The organism is Niveispirillum sp. BGYR6 (assembly GCF_027568365.1).
Taxonomy (GTDB): domain Bacteria; phylum Pseudomonadota; class Alphaproteobacteria; order Azospirillales; family Azospirillaceae; genus Niveispirillum.
Window position 1 is genome coordinate 129168 of record NZ_JANLNL010000009.1, and the last position, 17253, is coordinate 146420.

Genomic DNA, 17253 nt, shown 5'->3' on the forward strand with positions numbered 1-17253 from the left:
CGATCCGCTCTATTGCTCTGCCCGCCCCCCTGCCTTTGCCGCCAAGGACAGATCATGGCCGACAAGCTGCCCCTTTCCGCCTTCATCATCGCGCTGAACGAGGCTGACCGCATCGGCCCGGTGATCCGGGCCGTGCGGGATTGGGTGGAGGAGGTGCTGGTGATCGACAGCGGCAGCACCGACGGTACCCAGGCGCTGGCAGCGTCGCTGGGCGCCCGCGTCATCCATCATGACTGGCCCGGTTACGGCCCGCAGAAGCGCTTTGGTGAGATGGAATGCCGGCATGACTGGCTGCTGAACATTGATGCCGATGAAGAGGCGGTGCCGGAGCTGGAAGCGGAGGTGCGCGCCCTGTTCGCCGCCGGCACGCCGCCGCTGCAGGGCTATCGCATCCAGACGGTGATGACGCTGGACGGCCAGCCCCGGCCGCACCGCTTCGCCCCCCGGCATAACTACATCCGGCTTTATGACCGCCGCCACGGCCGCTTTGCCGACAGCGAAACCCATGATGCCGTCATCATGCAAAGCGGTGCGGTGGGGCAGCTCCGCTCGATCATCATCCACCGTTCGATTCGCTCCCATGCCGATCTGATCGCCAAGCTGAACCGTTACAGCAGCGCCCAGGCGGCGGAGATCATGGCCAAGGGGAGGAGCAAGCGCTTTTCCGCCCTGCGGCTGATGGCGGAATTTCCGCTCAACCTGTTCCGTTATTTTTTCCTGAAGGGCTATTGGGTGTTCGGGCTGCAGGGTCTGGAAATCGCCGCCATCATCGCCTTTTTCCGCTTTGCCCGCATCGCCAAGGTCCGGGAGCAATTGCGCAAAGGATAGGACGCAAAACTTTTTGCTTATTCCCCCTTGAACGGCCAATGCCGCACCCTAAATCGTGATCTGATCCGGGCCCCTCTGGCAGCCGAGGCGTCGGCTGCGATGTCGGAACGCACATTCCTCCCGCTTAACGCAAGCATCGTTGGACGGAAGCGCTCCTATGGAGTTCCTGCTCTCTCTCGTGTCAGATCCCTTCCTGGGCAAACCGCTGTGGATCTGGTTGCTCTTCATCGGCATCGTCGTCGCCCTGCTGGTCTTTGACCTGGGCGTTTTGAACAAGAAGGATCACGAGATCGGCGTGAAGGAAAGCCTGGTGCTTTCCGCCTTCTATATCGGTATCGCCGTGCTCTATGGCGGTTGGGTCTGGTGGTATCTGGGGGCGACACCCGGCATCCAGTATTTCACCGGCTTTGCCCTGGAAAAGGCGCTGGCGCTGGATAACGTCTTCGTTATCTCGCTGATTTTCAGCTATTTCGCCATCCCGCGCCTCTATCAGCACCGGGTGCTGTTCTGGGGTATCCTGGGCGTCATCATTCTGCGCGGCATCATGATCGCGCTGGGCGCGGCCATTGTGAATGAATGGTCGTGGATGCTCTATATCTTCGGTGCCTTCCTGCTGTTTACCGGCGTGAAGATGCTGCTGGCGAAGGATGAGGAACAGTCGATGGAGGGCAATCGCATGATTGCTTTCCTGCGTCGTCACATGCGGGTGACGGATGAGCTGCACGGCCATTCCTTCTTCGTGAAGAAGCCGGACCCGCAGACTGGCAAGCTGGTGCGCTGGGCCACGCCCTTGTTCCTGGCGCTGATCACGGTGGAATTTGCCGACGTGGTGTTTGCGGTGGATAGCGTGCCCGCCATCTTCGCCATCACCACCGACCCGTTCATCGTCTATACCAGCAACATCTTCGCCATCCTGGGCCTGCGCGCGCTGTATTTCGCCCTGGCCGCCATGGTCCATCGCTTCCATTACCTGAAATATGCGCTGGCCCTGGTGCTGGTGTTCATCGGTGGCAAGATTTTCTGGAACCAGATCTATGGCAAGCTGGACCCGGCCATCTCGCTCTCGGTCACCCTGGTGCTGTTGAGCGGCGGCGTGCTCTACTCGCTCTATCGTACCCGCAAGGACGAGAAGGCGATCGCGGCAGAGTAACCCTTAACCGGCCGCCATGGGGCATCATGGCGGCCGTCTCTGCCCCCCAAAGCGGAAAGCTGGTTCACTGGCTTTCCGCTTTTTCGTTTTCGGGGGGGATCAGGCTGAGGTCAGCCGTTTTTCCCCCATCTTGAACCAGGCTTTCACGATCTTGCCGTCTGCCACCTCGTAAAGGCACAGCACATCGACCTCCCCCTTGCCTTCGGGGAAGTTGCGGGTGACGGTTTCATGGTCGGCCACCAGATTGCCGACCACAGTGCGGCTGATCAGCCGGCCGAACAGGTCTGGTTCCTTGAACCGTTCCACATGCCGGGCGCGGATTTCCGCCGCACCGCGGGCCAGCAGCGTGTCGGGAAAGGCGTAGTACAGGCAATCCGCCGCCCAGGGCTCCATGAACCGCTCAATATCCTTGGCGTTATAGGCGTCCAGCTGGCGGGCGACGGGGAGGGTGGGATCGCTGGGCGGGATGGGCCGGGGCTGTGGGTCGGTCATGCTGCTCATCTGTTGCAGGAAAGCAAAACACGCCCCACGCATACTGCGCGTATGCGGGGTGGTGGTGCGGACAGAGTCAGCCCAGCAGCAGATATCCGACATTGTCAACCACCCCGGTGGAGCGGGTCACCGCATCCAGCCCCAGGCCGGTAAGCGTCAGGCTGACATCGATCTTGCCGTCGCCATCCATGTCCAGATGCCAGGTGGCGCCCTTATAGCCGTCTGCGCCACCCGACCGTTCGTCCAGCACAATCTTGCTGCGGGTTGGATCCCAGCCCCAGATGGTGATGGTCTCCTTCGCATCCCGCTGGAAATCCGTCACCGTGCTCCAGCTTGTGCGGTTGGCGGCCCCGCTGGCATTGCGGCCATCGATGAAGAAACGGTCGCTGCCCGCACTGCCGGTAAGGAAGTTGGAGCCGAGGCCACCATCAATGATGTCATCGCCAGCACCGCTGTTGACGGCATCATCGCCTTCCAGCGCGTTGATCAGATCGCCCTTGTTCGTGCCAATGACGATATCGCCGCTGCTGGTGCCGGCCAGGGCCCATTCCTGGCCGAACGCGGTAGCGGCACGGGTGGGCGACACCAGCTTGCCGTTCAACAGCATCTGTTTGTCGATCATGCGGCCGGTTGTATCGATCTCCGCATCGGTGAAGCGGAAGCTCTCCACCCCGAAACTGGTGATGGTGCGCCCGGCCCCGGTCAGGATCATTGCCTGATCGCTGCTGCGCGTGGTGATGGCATAGGTGCTGGCGGCACTGTTGAAGACCAGCACATCCTCCCCCGTGCCGCCAATGATGGTGTCATCCCCGTCGGTGGCCAGGATCGTATCATTTCCGGCCCCGCCATCGATCTGGTTGGCCAGATAGTTCCCTTCCAGCTGGTCGGCAAAGGCGCTGCCGGTCAGCCGTTCGATCCAGCTGCCATGATTGATGGTGAAGGCATTGGCGGCCACCACCGATGTGGCGGCCGTCCCGATCCAGTTCAGGCTGCCGGGCACCAGGCTGACCTGGACGCCAGCACTGGCGCCGGACAGGTCCATCCGGTCGCTGCCGCCGCCATCCCAGAAGAAATGCGTGGCCGTGCTGGCCCCGGTGATGCTGTAGACATCATCGCCGCTGCGCACGGCGGGATCGGGGCCATAGTAATATTGCAGCGCCGCGACATCGAAATCCCGCAACCGCTCCGTTGAGCTGTTCCAGAGGGAGAACAGGCTGCCCGCCCCCACCTCCGTCGGGGAAAGCTGCGGCGGTTCGTTGCCATAGAGCGTGGTGGCGTGTTTCAGCCCCAGCGCGTGCAGCAGCTCGTGGTGGAAAATGTACCAATTGTCGGCCAGCCCCGCCCGCGTCGTATAAACATTGTTGGCCAGCCAGACATCGGCCTGGCCACCGGCCGGATAGTTGGCAAAACCATAGGCCGTGGTCATGGAGATGGTGCCGAAGCGGATATTGGCCGCCGCCGGATCATTCACCTCAACAAAGCTGAGGCCGGTGACGCTGGCATAATTGGCCAGGGCCGTGCGGGCCTGGGTCTTCTCCGCCTCTGTCAGGGGGCTGAAATCAGGATAGTTCGCGGCGGTGTAGCCCGTCGGCAAGGCGCTGTAGAAGGCATAGCTGACGCTGACGGGCGCCTGGGTGGCCGTCGCCCAGCTGGCATCCGTGGGGTTGCGGAAGGCGTCGATCCAATAGGCGTCGCGGAACCGGCCCCAATTGGTCAGGTCGACGCGGCCATCATTGAAGACCAGCGTTTCCACGCCGGACAGCCTGTCCGTACCGCCGGCACTGCTGACCAGGGTGAAGCTGCCATCTTCCTCGTTCCGGGTGATGGTGACGGCGGATTTGGCCAGTGCATAGACGGCCTGATCCTGGCCTTCACCGCCGATCAGCGTGTCATTGCCGCGCCCGCCGGTCAGCGTGTCATTGCCGGCCCCGCCATCCAGCCGCAGGCCCTTGGTGGCGATATCACTGAGGCCGCTGATGCGGGAGATGCCCAGCTGGTCATTTCCATCGCCGCCATTCAGCGTGTCCGTGCCCAGCCCGCCCCAGATCTTGTCATTACCGGCCCCGCCTTCCATCAGCAGGCTGCGGCTGCCGCGCGTACCGCTGCTGGGGAAGGTGATGATATCCAGATCATCGTCCCCCTCGCCGCCTTGCAGCGTGTCCTGCCCGCCGCCACCGCGCAGGCTGTCATTGCCGGCACCGCCATCCAGCAGATTGCCACCGATCGCCACCCCGTCGCGCGGCAGGCTGCTGTACAGCGTGTCATTACCGGCACCCCCCTTCAGGGTGCCGGTGCCGCCGGCGCTGCTGATCAGGTCATTGCCCTCGCCGCCATCCAGCAGGCCGCCCGTCAAGCCGTTGGGGGCGGAGACTGAGATCGTGTCATTCCCGGCCCCGCCCAGCAGCGTATCGCCGGACCCGATATCCCCGATCAGGCTGTCATCGCCATCCCCGCCATCCAGCAGATTGCCGGCCAGCGGCAGATCAGCGGGCAGGGTGGCCGAGCGCAGGGAGAGCAGGTCATTGCCATCCCCGCCCAGCAGCGTGTCACGCCCGGTGCCGCTGGTTAGGCTGTCATTGCCGGCGCCACCCTGCATCAGGGTGCCGAGAATGACCGCCGCACTGCTGTTGCTGGGGAGAGAGACATAAAGCTGATCGTCACCATCGCCGCCCGCCAGCGTGTCGCGCCCGGTACCGCCGATCAGCGTGTCATTGCCGCCATTGCCGGTCAGGCTGTCATTGCCGGCCCCGCCGGAAAACCGTTCGGCAAGGACGCCGCCGGTGATGGTGTCATTGCCATCGCCGCTGGTCAGTTCAAACTGTTCGACATTGATCAGGGTCAGCGATCCGCCCATCCAGTCGGACCAGACACCGTCGGTCACGCTGAACCGCAGATCGGAATTCAGGTAATAGGCCAGCGCCACCCGGTCGGTACCGGCCCCGCCATCAACCGTGTCGCCTTCCATCCGGCCGGGGAAGAACACATCGTCGCCGTCCCCGCCCGACAGGCTGTCGGCTCCGGCCCCGCCGCCGATGAAATCCCGGAACCGCCCGCCGGTGACCGTATCGGCCCCAGCGCCCGCATTGATCGCGTTCAAGGTGTCATTATTGCCGATCAGCCGATCGTTGCCAGCCGTGCCGGTGGTAAATAATAAAGACTGGTCGGTGAAATCTATACGCTCAACATTGATGATGCTTTGAATATTGGAGCTGTTGAGGTTGCCATTTTCCAGCCAGGACAACAGGAAGCCCAGAATGGTTCCTTCCGCCAGATTGCGGTAATTTTCCTGAACAGCGCTGCTGCTGATATTGGTGCGGTAGATATCGTACCCGTTGCCACCGTCAATGTTATCATTGCCGGTGGTCAGGTTGATGATGTCATCACCATCACCGCCCCTGATATCGTCATAGCCATCGGTACCCGTCAACGTGTCGGCACTGGCCGTGCCTGTTACCGTTGCCATTCCCCCACCCCGTGCTGTCAGCGAGAAATGATTCAATTTTATTGTAATGCGAGGCAACTATACGCAGCAAGGTCGGGATAAATCCAGTGTGGAAGCGTGTAGGAAAAGGTCGCGTGCTTGTTTCCATTTCGGCAGCGATGCAGGGGTGGATCGCTGCTACTTGCCAGATTTTCAATAATACCAGTGGCATGAAATCCTGACCGATGGTCAAGATTTCATGCCCCTCAATCGCCGGCGCCAGCATCCGCTGGCTTGGCTACGCCGCTACCAAGCGGCGCGGCGGCAGTCGCCGCCGTACCAACGGCCAAGAATTCTTGACCGTTGGTATAATATTCGGTGTGGAAACAAAGCGCCGGACCCGTCCCCAAGCGTGATTATCGCAATGCCTCCGCCCCTTCCGGCAGGTGGCGGGCGATGACATCGGCCAGGCGGCGGATATCGGTGGCGCGCGGGCTGCCCTTGCGCCAGACCAGGGCCATGGTGCGATGCGGGGCCGGGCTGGCGAAGGGGCGCAGGGACACTTGGCCATTGCCGGCCAGCAGTGGGGCGGCCAGGGCCGGCAGCAGGGTCAGGCCCAGCCCGCCCGCCACCATTTCCACCAGGGTGGGCAGGGAGGTGGCGGCGAACCCGGCCCCCGCCTGGGCGCCGGACAGGGCGCAGACATCCAGCGCCTGATCGCGGAAACAATGGCCGTCTTCCAGCAGCAGCAGGCTTTCATCCTGCAATTCGCCTTCCGTCACCGCATCGGCATTGTCCAGCCGATGGCCACGGGGCAGGGCCACCAGGAACGGTTCCTCATAGAGCGGCAGCACCTCCACCCCCGGTTCCAGCACCGGCAGGGCCAGCAGGGCCATGTCCAGTTCGCCGGCGCGCAGCCGGTCCAGCAGCCGTTCCGTCAGGTCTTCGCGCAGATACAGCTTCAGGTCGGGATAGGCCTCGCGCAGCGGCGGCAGCACGCGCGGCAGCAGATAGGGCCCGCTGGTGGGGATGACCCCCAGCCGCAGCGCGCCCGACAGTGGCCGGCCCGATGCGCGCATGGCCTGCGACAGATCATCCACCTGCCCCAGAATCACCCGCGCCCGTTCCACCGCATCTTCCCCCGCCGGGGTCAGCAGCACGCGGTGCTTGGTGCGTTCCACCAGGGGCGTGCCCAGCATATCCTCCAGCTGCTGAATCTGGGCGGAGAGCGAGGGCTGGCTGATATGGCAGGCGGTGGCGGCACGGCCAAAATGCAGCGTGTCGGCCAGGGCCACCAGATAGCGCAATTGGCGCAGGGTAATGTTCACCGGGTTCATTGGCCCATCCTATGGCCGCAGTCGGAACTTGCGATTAGCTTTTTTTGCTGCGCTGCCCCCATATACGTTCCGTCACCGATGGCCATATAAGGGCTGCCGGTGACGCCCAGGCGCACCGGCCGCTCAATCACAAAAGTGGAGTTGTTCATTATGTTGACCGTTGGCGATAAGTTTCCCGCTTTCGACCTGAAGGCCACTGTTTCCACCGACATCAAGTCCGCCTTCACCACCATCAACAACGACACCTACAAGGGCAAGTGGCTGGTCGTGTTCTTCTGGCCGAAGGACTTCACCTTCGTGTGCCCGACCGAAATCGCCGCTTTCGGCAAGCTGAACGGTGAGTTCGCTGACCGCGACGCCCAGGTGCTGGGCGCTTCCATCGACACTGAGTTCGTGCACCTGGCCTGGCGCCAGAACCATGCCGATCTGAAGGATCTGCCGTTCCCGATGCTGGCCGACGTGAAGCGCGAGCTGTCTGCCAACCTGGGCGTGCTGGACAAGAACGAAGGCGTTGCCCTGCGCGCCACCTTCATCGTCGATCCGGAAGGCATCATCCGCTTCGCCTCCGTGCATGACCTGTCCGTCGGCCGCAATGTTCAGGAAGTGCTGCGCACCCTGGACGCCCTGCAGACCGACGAACTGTGCCCCTGCAACTGGCAGAAGGGCGAGGACGTTCTGAAGGTGGCCTGATCCCCCATTTAAGGGCCATTTTCTGACGACGGATGGGCGCCGGCATCCCTCATGCCCATGGCGCCCATCCACCCCCTTTGACCGGTATCCTGTTGTGCCCCGACCTGTCGATTTCCTTCCGGGTCTGGTGGCGGCACCCCTGTTATCGGTTATCATCACATCGCCTGATCCCCGTGTCCCGGCCGCCCGATTGCGCCCGCACCAGGATTGTTGTGACCATTTCCCAAGGAGATGACAATCATGTCCATCGATGCGCTGAAGTCGCGCCTGCCCGAATACGCCAAGGATCTGAAGCTGAACCTGGGTTCGGTGCTGAACACCTCTTCCCTGTCGCCCTCGCAGGCCTGGGGCACGGCCGTGGCCGCCGCCTTTGCCAGCCGCAACGCGGAAGTGACCAAGGCCATCGTTGCCGATGCCAAGCAGCACCTGGATGATGCCACGCTGACCGCCGCCAAGGCCGCCGGCGCCATCATGGGCATGAACAATATCTACTATCGATTCGTGCATCTGGCGGCCAACAAGGAATATTCCAAGATGCCCGCCCGCCTGCGCATGAACATCATCGCCAATCCCGGCGCGCCCAAGGTGGATTTTGAGCTGTGGTCGCTGGCCGCCAGCGCCGTCAATGGCTGCGGCATGTGCATCGACGCCCACGAACATGAAGTGATCCAGAAGGGCGCTTCCAAGGAAAACGTGCAGGATGTGGTGCGCATTGCCTCCGTCATCCACGCCGTTGCCTCCGTGCTGGATGCCGAGGACGCGCTGGCCGGTTGATTGTTGCTTTTCCCTCGGGCGCCGGGCGGTCGTATAATACCAAGAGTCATTATCCATGGCTCTTGGTATACCCAAGTGACGGGAGAATCCCGGAACTGGGTATACCTAAGCCCCCGTGCGGCGTTTGAGCACTTTGCCGAATTTATTCGGCACTTGGGTATATTATCCCTGATCGCGTTGGCTCCATGTTGGGCATGGCGACTTTGGGGCCGGGCGGCAATCTGCTGATGGCGTGATGCAAACCTGGGGGCTGTACGATCAAGGTCTGCTTTCGTCAGACCCTTGCCTCAATTTGGCGATGAAGGCCGTTGTTTCTGTCGGCGTGGTGAAAAGGTAGAGGCGACCAGCGAAACCTTGCATCCGGGCCAAATCGCGCTGCCGCTGTTTTCGCCGGTACGTGAGAACGAACGACAGGAACGACCAATCCACGCGTTCCAGGCATCCGGGCGCCAACTCGCCGTGGCGGTTCTTACCAAAACCGCCAAGCGTTCGGCAGATCACGCGCCACAGGCAAAGCCATGTCGGATAATCGAGATGAATCAGTGTGTCCGCCAGCGCCAGCCTTTGTGGAAGAGTGCCACCATAGTTGCCATCGATGATCCATCGGGGCTGTGAGAGCAAGGCTTCGACCGTTCCCCGCCACGCAGCGTCATCGGGCCGCTGCCAGCCCGGCAGCCAGTAATGTTGATCAAGATGGATAAGGGGTAACCCGGTGATTTGCGCCAACTCTTTGGCCAGCGTGGATTTGCCGGCGCCGGGACATCCGACAATCAAGACCTTTTTCACAATCGTGTCTTCCCACCGGCTGCCCAGGGCATAGACGGGTCCGCCCCGATCACATCAGATCGGGGCGGGTATCGTCACTTGGCCAGCACCGTCAGACTGCCCGACGCGGTACGGGCGAAGCGGCTGCCATCCACCAGATCATCCAGGCGGGCCGCCGGCAGTGTGAAGCTGCCGGGCGTCAAGGCGCGCGCCAGATAGACCAGCCGGAAGCTACCGCTTTCCGGCATCCCGTCCAGGGCGGCGATGAAACGGTCATCGCGGAACTCCACCCGCGCCGCATCCGACAGTTCACCCAGCCAGGACAGGTCGCCCAACTGCGCGCTGCCGGCCAGCCGCACATTCTCCACCACCAGCCCGCCGGGCAGCGGGTCGGTCAGCAGCAGTGGCGTGGTGATGGGCCGGTCGGCCTTGCCTTCCAGCACCACCACCAGCAGATCGCCATTGCGGATGCGGGAGAGATTGGCCGGCTTGCCCTTGGTATCCATGATCTGCCGGGTCAGCGACAGACCCTCGGCCACTTCCTTGTCGGCCTTGGCCAGGATGGCGGCGGTGGCGGTCAGGCTGTTGACCGGGCGGTCACCATTATTGCGCACGGTCAGCTTGGTTTCCCCGCCAGCCAGCGGGCGGATCACCGGCCGGTCACCCGTCACCGCCTGCCCGTTGATCACCAGGTTCAGTGGCCCGCCGCGCCCGGCCACCGCCTCGGCCGCCAGCAGCAGCCAGGCATGTTCCTGGGTGGAGGTATGGGCGGCATCGCGCAGCAGCGGTTCCAGGGCCGCCAGTTCGGCATCAATCAACCCGCCATCGGCATTGGCGCCGATCAACAGGGACAGCACGGCGGCGCGGTCGCGCAGGGTGCTGCCGAAATCATGGATGCCGACAGCCACCGGCAACGGTTCATCCAGCCGGGCGAAAATGCCGGCCGCGCGCTCCCCATCCCCCAGGGCGGCATAGGCGGCGGCCACCTGGGCCCGTGCCAGCCGGGTGGGCGTGCGGGCATAGAAGGTTTCCTGGAAGAAGCGCAGCGGCTTGGCATCGATCGCCTTGGCCCGCGCCGCCGTATAGAGCGCATAGGCCCGTGCCGGCAGTTCCGCATCCTCGATCCAGCTATTGCCGATGGAGCGGACCAGATAATCCATACCCCGACGATAGGCATCGTCGGGCACGGCATAGCCGGCTTCACGCGAGCGGGTCAGCACATCCAGGGCAAAGGCGGTCAGCCAGACATCGCCCACCCCGTCATGCGACCAGAGCGAGAAGGCACCATCGGCCCGCTGGTGGCTGACCAGCCGTTCCACCAGATCGTCGGCCTTGGCCTTCAGCTTGTCATCCGCCGGCAGGCCGGCGGCCTTGGCCCATTCATTGGAACCGGCCAGGGGCAGCAGCCGGGCCGCCAACTGGTCGGCCGAGCCAAAGGGCTGGCTGTCCAGCGCCAGCAGGCTGGCTGCCGCATCCAGCAGCGGCCGGCTGCCCAGCATCGCCACACGGGTGGCATTGCCGGCCACCGCGCCATCGGTCTTGGGCGCGGTCAGCGCCACCTGGGCACCGGGGGCGATGCGGCCCCGCGCCTCCACCACCGTCAGCGGATGGGCGGGGCGGATATTCACCGGCAGGCGGCGGGTCAGGCTATAGCCGTCCGGCCCCTTCACCGTCAGCACCAGCACGCCATAGCCGGGATCGCCGGCCAGCAGGGTGCGGGTCGCCGTCACCTTGGCCCCCTTGCGCAGCCCCTTGAAGACCTGTTCGGTCTTGCCTTCCAGCTTCACCGGCCCTTCCGTGCCCAGCGTCAGCGTGTAGGTGCCGTTGGGGCCGGCGAGATTATCCAGGCTGAAGGTGACCTGTGCCTTGTCACCCGGTGCGACAAAGGCCGGCAGCACGGCATCGGCCACCACCGGGTCGCGCACATCCATCGCGGCATGGCCGGTGCCGACCTTGCCATCGCTCCAGGCCAGCGCCGTCAGGGCCAGCCGCGTCTGCGTGTCGGGCAGGGTCAGGGTGACATTGGCCTTACCGTCGGCCCCCACCTGTACGATGCCGGAATGCAGCGCCGTCACCGGACCGTTGCGCGGCACCGGGGGCGCTGCCGGCGGGCGGGCGGGAGTCCGGCCGGCATCGGCCTGGGCCACTGGGGCCGCCGGCGGTGCGGCTGTTACCGGTGTTTCCGCCGGGCCGACCAGCCGGCCATAAACATCGCGCAGTTCCACTGACAGGCGGCGCTTGCCAAAGAACCAGCCCACCGGGTCCAGCGCCGGCCGGTCGCCCAGCCGGGCAATCCCCTCATCCACCGCTGTCACCGCCAGCCGTACCGTGGCGCCGGGTTCCGCCCCGGTGATGGTGACGGGAATGGTGACAGGCCCGCGCGGATGCACACCGGCGGGCGGCGCCATCTCCACCTTCAGCGTGCGGTCGGCCGGATCGGCCGCCACCCAGCCCATGCCCAGCGCCCGGCGCGGCGGGGTGCGGCTGGCCGGGTCGGCGGGGGCGAAGGCGGTGGCCAGCACATAGGCCCCCGCCGTCACATCGGCCGGCAGCGGAATATCCAGGAAGGCCCCCTCGGTGCCGATTTCCTTCACCATCACCTGCCGCACGGCGCGATCCGCCAGGGCCACGGTGACGGTGCCGGCATAGGGCGGCTTCACGAAGACGCGCGCCGTCTCCCCCGGCTTGTGCAGTGGCTGCATCACCGCCACCTCCACCGCGTCCGGCGTCTCACCCACCTTGGCGCTGACCCACCAGCCGGCGGAGAAGCGCAGGGAGCTGGCAATGCCGGTGGCCGGATCGAACACTTCCAGCCGGTAGCGGCCGGCGCGCACCTGTTCTTCAATCAGGCCGGGCTTGTCGCTGGCGACATCGACATTGCCGCCGGTCAGGCGCTTGTCGCGCACCGTGGTGCGATATTCCCAGCGCCCATCGGCAGCGTACCAGTCATAATCATACTCTTCCTCGAACAGTTCCCAGGACAGACCCTTGCGGGTCTGTGCCTGCCCGTCCGGGGCGATGGCGACGACATTGACGGCGACCGTCGCCCCCTCCGGCACGGCATCGCCGCTGAAATTGGGCTTCAGCCCCAGGGCGAAGGCCTGATGATCAACCGGCAGCACCATGTCGCGGTCGACCGGGCGGCCGCCGACATCATGCAACGTGGCGCGCAGCACGGCTTCCAGCGGGCGGGTGGTCTCCGGCAGCTTGCCCAGATCCACCGCCACGCGGGCCTGCCCGTCCGGACCGGTGGTGAAGCCCGGCAGGGTCCGCTTTTCCGGGGCCAGCGGCTTCTGTGCCAGGCCGAACCGATACCCCTCCAGCCCGGGATAAGGCCGGTCGGCCGGGCGCAGCAGCACCGTCAGTTCGCCCTGCAGGCGGGCAGCGGGGCCACCCGCCAGATAACGGCCATCCACCGACAGGGTCAGCTTGCCATCGGCACCGATGCGGGGCCGGTCAGCCGCCAGATCGAATTCCAGCCGGACCGGCGCCACCTCCCCGACATTGAACTGGATGCGGCCGATGGCGGGGCCATTGGCGTCCGCATGGGCGGTGGCGGTCCAGCGGCCCGCCGGGGCATTGGCCGGCAGTTCGATTCGCAGCAGATGCCCGCCGGCGCCTTGATCATCGGCAACCCGGCGCTCCACCTCCAGCCCATCGGGGCGGAACAGCTTCACGGTCAGCTTCTGCCCGGCCGCAGCGCGGCCATCGGCGTCGCGCACCAGCCCAATCAGATAGAGCGCGTCGCCAGGGCGATAGGCGCCCCGGTCGCTGACCAGATAGGCATCCAGGGCACCGGGATTGAGCCGGCCACCATCACCGCGCCCGGCCAGTTCCACGGCGGGTGTCCCGAAATCCAGCAGGGAGAAGCCGCCATCCGGGCTGGCGGCGAACAGGGCCTGCGGGGCCGCGTCATCCTTGCCGCCCACCTGTTGCGGGCTGAACTGGGCCAGCCCGTCGGGGCCGGTGGTGACGCGCCCCAGTTCCTGTTTGTTGCGGGCCACCAGCCGCAACTCCACCCCCGCCAGCGGCTTGGCACCGGCCAGGGAGCGGGCGAAGACATACAGCCCGTTGGCTGCCTTGAAACTGGTCAGCCCGACATCGGAGACGACGAACCATTGGGTGGCCCGCTGGTCCCAGGCCACCATGGGCAGGGCAGCATTTTCGGCCACCGCCACATAGACGCCCGGCGCCAGCTTGCCCAGCACGGCATCAATGGGGAACGGCGTCTGGACGGCGCGGTTGCGCTGGCCGCCCATGGCCATTTCGCCCTTCCACACCACCTGACCCTTCTGGTCCAGAATGTCGCCGACCTCAAAATCGGTCATGGTCTGGTTGATGCGGCCGTAATAAATCTGTTCCACCAGGGCGCGGTCATTGACGCGCAGCACGGACACCCGCGCGCGGTCGATATTCACCCCGCGCAGCGGCAGCCCCTCCGCCCCCACGCGGGGCAGCAGATAGCCCTGGCCCCGGAAGGCCAGCACCGCCTTGCGGTCGGCCACCTGCACTTCGCGCGTGATCGCCCCGGCCAGCTTTTCCTTGCCATTGGCGCTGGGCAGGTCGGCCTTGATGGTGATGGTATAGCGCTGGCCATGGTTCAGCCCTTCCAGGCAGAGATCACGGTCGCGCGCCGTCACCGTCACCGGGTCGGCCGGGGCCACGGTGACGAAGCGCGCCAGATCCAGCCCCTTGCGCGGCCGGGGCAGGGAGCGGGTGAAGTTGAAACAAACCTGCGGCTTGTCCCGTTCAGAGGCCACATCCACGCCCGACAGCTCAAACGGGCGTTCCGCCGCTGGCACGGCCGACGGTTTGGGCGGGGGGGCGGCCGGCGGCGGCGGTGCATCCGCCGGGGGGCGCGCCTCCTGTGCGGAGACGGCGGTGGCCAGGGCCAGACCAGAGACAAGCAGCAGGGCGGCGGGAAGTCGCGGCATCATCGGGCGGGGGCTGTTATGGCGGCGGGTGGAAATGGGAAGGCAATCAGATGGGTTGCAACACATAGGCCCGCAATATGGCACGGCCGGGGCCAACAGGACGCTGTTTTCCATCGCTTTGCAACAACACCGTTGCGATGCGGCCTTGAACTTGCCGCCTTTGACGTTCCTAATCACCCGCATGGGCCATAATTAACCAAAAATATCGGATGACCATGACACCGCCCCCCGCTTCCACGCTGGATGATGATGATGACAGCCGCCCGGTGCGACGGGTTGGTATTGACTGGCCACGCCTGACGCTCTGGCTGGGCCTCATCGCGCTGGCGGGGCCGGCAGTGTGGAATGGTTTCGCCATCGTCTTCTTTGATACCGGCGGCTATATCCGCCGCGTGCTGGATGGCAGTCTGGAGGCGGGGCGATCGGTCTTTTACGGGCTTTTCCTTTATGCCAGCTCCGCCGGCTGGCTCAGTTTCTGGGGACCGGTGCTGGTGCAATGCGCCGCCACCTTATGGCTGATCCATCTCTGCCTGCGGGCCCATGCCATCGGCCCCGCCGGCTGGCCGCCGCAGGCACGGGCCGGGGCCATGGCGCTGCTGCTGTCAGCCCTGACCGGGATCGCCTGGTACAGCAGCCAGTTGATGCCAGATATCTGGATGCCGCTGCTGGTGCTCTGCCTCTGGCTGCTGGGCTTCAAGGGCTACACACTGTCGATGCGCGAACGGGCCGGCGTGGCGCTGATCGCCCTGTTCTCCCTGCTGTCGCACATGAGCGGGATGGCGCTGGCCATCGGGCTGGTGACGGCCACCGGTGCCGCCCGGCTGCTGGCGCCCCGGCTGGGCTGGAAGATCCAGCCGCGTGTGTTGCCACCCTTTGCCATCGTTGCCGCCAGCCTGATCATGATGCCGCTGGTGCATCTGGCCCTGGTGGGCCATGCCGGCTATACGCCGGGCGGCGCCTTCTTTCTTTATGGCCGGCTGGTGCAGGATGGGCTGGCCCAGCGCTATCTGGCCGACCATTGCCCCACGGATGGCACGCCCGCCCCCTATAAGCTCTGCGCCCTGCAAAGCCGGATGCCCACGGATGCCAATGCCTTCCTCTGGCACGAGGACAGCCCGTTGAACGATATTGGCGGCTGGAAGGGGGCGGAGCCGGAGCTGGCGGCCCTGGTCAAGGCCACCATCCTGGCCTATCCCGGCACTTTTCTGACCACCGCCCTGGAGGCCACGGGCGAGCAATTGCTGACCATCGGCAGCGGTGATGGGCTGACGGAATGGCATTATATGACGCGGCGGGTGTTCGACCGCATGTTGCCCACCCAGCAGGATCTGGAATTCAATGCTGCCCGCCAGCAGCGGGAGGAGATCAGCCCGACCCTGTTCACCGCCCTGAACCGGGTCCATGTGCCGGCCGGCTATCTGTCGATGATCGGCTTGCTGCTGGTGGTGGGATGGGGCCTGCGGCAGGGGCGGCATGATCTGGCAGCCCTGGCCCTGTTCGTCGCCCTGTCCCTGCTGGGCAATGCCTTCATCAATGGTGCGCTGTCCAACCCGCATGACCGCTATCAAAGCCGGATGATCTGGCTGGCCACCCTGGTGGTGATCATGGCGGTCGTGGCTTGGCGGGAGGGGCAACGGTCAGGTAAGGGTGAATGAAAAATCTTCGATAAGAAGTTGATTTAAATCGTTATTCGCCAAGATTACGCCATGCCGTCAGTCGCCGCACCGCCTCATCCAGCGTTGCCGGCTTCTTGCAGAAGCAGAAGCGAATCAGGTGGCGGGGGGCGTCGACCTCATAAAAGGCACTGATCGGGATGGCGGCGACACCGGCTTCCACGGTCAGCCGCTGGCAGAATTCCGTATCCAGCGCCTTAAAGCCGCTGGCCCGCAGATCGACGGTGAGGAAATAGGTGCCAGCGGCCGGCAGCACGGTAAACCCCGCCTCCCGCAGGCCCGCCGCCAGCCGGTCGCGCCCCGCCTGCATCCCGCTGGCCAGCCCTTGGAAATAGGCATCATCCTTACTTAAGCCCAGTGCCACCGCGTGCTGCAGGTTGGGCGGGGTGGTGAAGGTCAGGAACTGGTGCGCCTTCACCACCGGCGGCAGCAAATCGGCCGGCCCGGTGACATAGCCCACCTTCCAGCCGGTCAGCGAAAAGCTTTTCCCGGCAGAGCCGATGCGCAGGGTGCGGTCGGCCATGCCGGGCAGCGCCATCAGCGGCAGATGCCGGGCACCATCAAACACCAGATGTTCATAAACCTCATCACACAGCGCGATGGCATCATGCGCCTGCACCAGGTCGGCCAGCAGGGCCAGTTCTTCCGCCTGCCAGACCTTGCCGATGGGGTTTTGTGGATTGTTCAGCAGCACCAGCTTGGTACGCGGCCCGAAGGCGGCGCGCAGTTCCGCCGGATCGACATCCCAGCCGGGGGCGCGCAGGCTGACAAAGCGCGGCACGGCCCCGGCCCGGCGGATGATGGGGACATAGCTGTCATAAAGCGGCTGGAACAGCACCACCTCATCCCCCGGCTCCAGCAGGCCGAACAGACAGGCGGCCAGAGCCTCCGTCGCCCCGCTGGTCACCAGGGTCTGGCGGGCCCAATCCACATCCAGCCCATAGAAACGCTGATTATGCGCCGCCACCGCCTGGCGCAGCACGGCCAAGCCCGGCATGGGCGGATATTGGTTCCAGCCTTCCGCCAGATATGTCGCAGCGGCGGACACCAGATCGGCTGGGCCATTGCCATCGGGGAAGCCCTGGCCCAGATTCACCGCCTTGTGCTGGTCGGCCAGCCGCGACATCACCTCAAAAATCGTGGTGCCATAGCCCGACAGCACCGCATTGCCGCTTTTCATGCCCGCCCT

General features: G+C 64.8%; 11 protein-coding genes. 5 read left to right on the forward strand and 6 right to left on the reverse strand.

All coding sequences use genetic code 11. The features are described from left to right. Window positions 1-54 precede the first annotated feature (54 nt). Window positions 55-828, forward strand: coding sequence for a glycosyltransferase family 2 protein (locus tag PCJ49_RS18055; protein WP_269912163.1), 774 nt, complete (start codon window positions 55-57; stop codon window positions 826-828). A gap of 157 nt (window positions 829-985) precedes the next feature. Next, window positions 986-1978: a TerC family protein gene (locus tag PCJ49_RS18060; RefSeq protein WP_269912164.1), complete on the forward strand. Its 993-nt coding sequence runs from the start codon at window positions 986-988 to the stop codon at window positions 1976-1978. A gap of 99 nt (window positions 1979-2077) precedes the next feature. Here PCJ49_RS18060 and PCJ49_RS18065 read toward each other — a convergent pair whose 3' ends face one another. From PCJ49_RS18065 to PCJ49_RS18075, 3 genes are all read right to left on the reverse strand, one after another. After that, window positions 2078-2470, reverse strand: coding sequence for a nuclear transport factor 2 family protein (locus PCJ49_RS18065; protein WP_269912165.1), 393 nt, complete (start codon window positions 2468-2470; stop codon window positions 2078-2080). A 76-nt stretch (window positions 2471-2546) separates the two neighbouring features. Further along, window positions 2547-5933 carry a hypothetical protein gene (locus PCJ49_RS18070; RefSeq protein ID WP_269912166.1) on the reverse strand — a complete coding sequence of 1129 codons (3387 nt, stop codon included), beginning with the start codon at window positions 5931-5933 and terminating at the stop codon, window positions 2547-2549. Between the two features lie 374 nt (window positions 5934-6307). Continuing rightward, complete coding sequence (locus PCJ49_RS18075; protein WP_269912167.1) at window positions 6308-7228, reverse strand: LysR substrate-binding domain-containing protein; 921 nt, start codon at window positions 7226-7228, stop codon at window positions 6308-6310. Window positions 7229-7378: 150 nt separating this feature from the next. Here PCJ49_RS18075 and PCJ49_RS18080 point away from each other — a divergent pair, with 150 nt between their 5' ends. After that, window positions 7379-7918: a peroxiredoxin gene (locus PCJ49_RS18080; protein WP_269912168.1), complete on the forward strand. Its 540-nt coding sequence runs from the start codon at window positions 7379-7381 to the stop codon at window positions 7916-7918. A 240-nt stretch (window positions 7919-8158) separates the two neighbouring features. Continuing rightward, on the forward strand, window positions 8159-8692 hold the full coding sequence (locus tag PCJ49_RS18085; RefSeq protein WP_269912169.1) for a carboxymuconolactone decarboxylase family protein: 534 nt from the start codon (window positions 8159-8161) through the stop codon (window positions 8690-8692). 258 nt (window positions 8693-8950) lie between these two features. Here PCJ49_RS18085 and PCJ49_RS18090 read toward each other — a convergent pair whose 3' ends face one another. After that, entirely contained in the window at window positions 8951-9478 is a 528-nt protein-coding gene (locus PCJ49_RS18090) for an AAA family ATPase (RefSeq protein WP_269912170.1), read from the reverse strand. 74 nt (window positions 9479-9552) lie between these two features. Further along, window positions 9553-14394, reverse strand: coding sequence for an alpha-2-macroglobulin (locus tag PCJ49_RS18095; RefSeq protein ID WP_269912171.1), 4842 nt, complete (start codon window positions 14392-14394; stop codon window positions 9553-9555). 212 nt (window positions 14395-14606) lie between these two features. Here PCJ49_RS18095 and PCJ49_RS18100 point away from each other — a divergent pair, with 212 nt between their 5' ends. Next, entirely contained in the window at window positions 14607-16046 is a 1440-nt protein-coding gene (locus PCJ49_RS18100; protein WP_269912172.1) for a hypothetical protein, read from the forward strand. A gap of 31 nt (window positions 16047-16077) precedes the next feature. Here the strand turns inward: PCJ49_RS18100 and PCJ49_RS18105 are convergent, their stop codons facing one another. Next, window positions 16078-17244, reverse strand: coding sequence for an aminotransferase (locus PCJ49_RS18105; protein ID WP_269912173.1), 1167 nt, complete (start codon window positions 17242-17244; stop codon window positions 16078-16080). Between the last annotated feature and the right edge of the window lie 9 nt (window positions 17245-17253).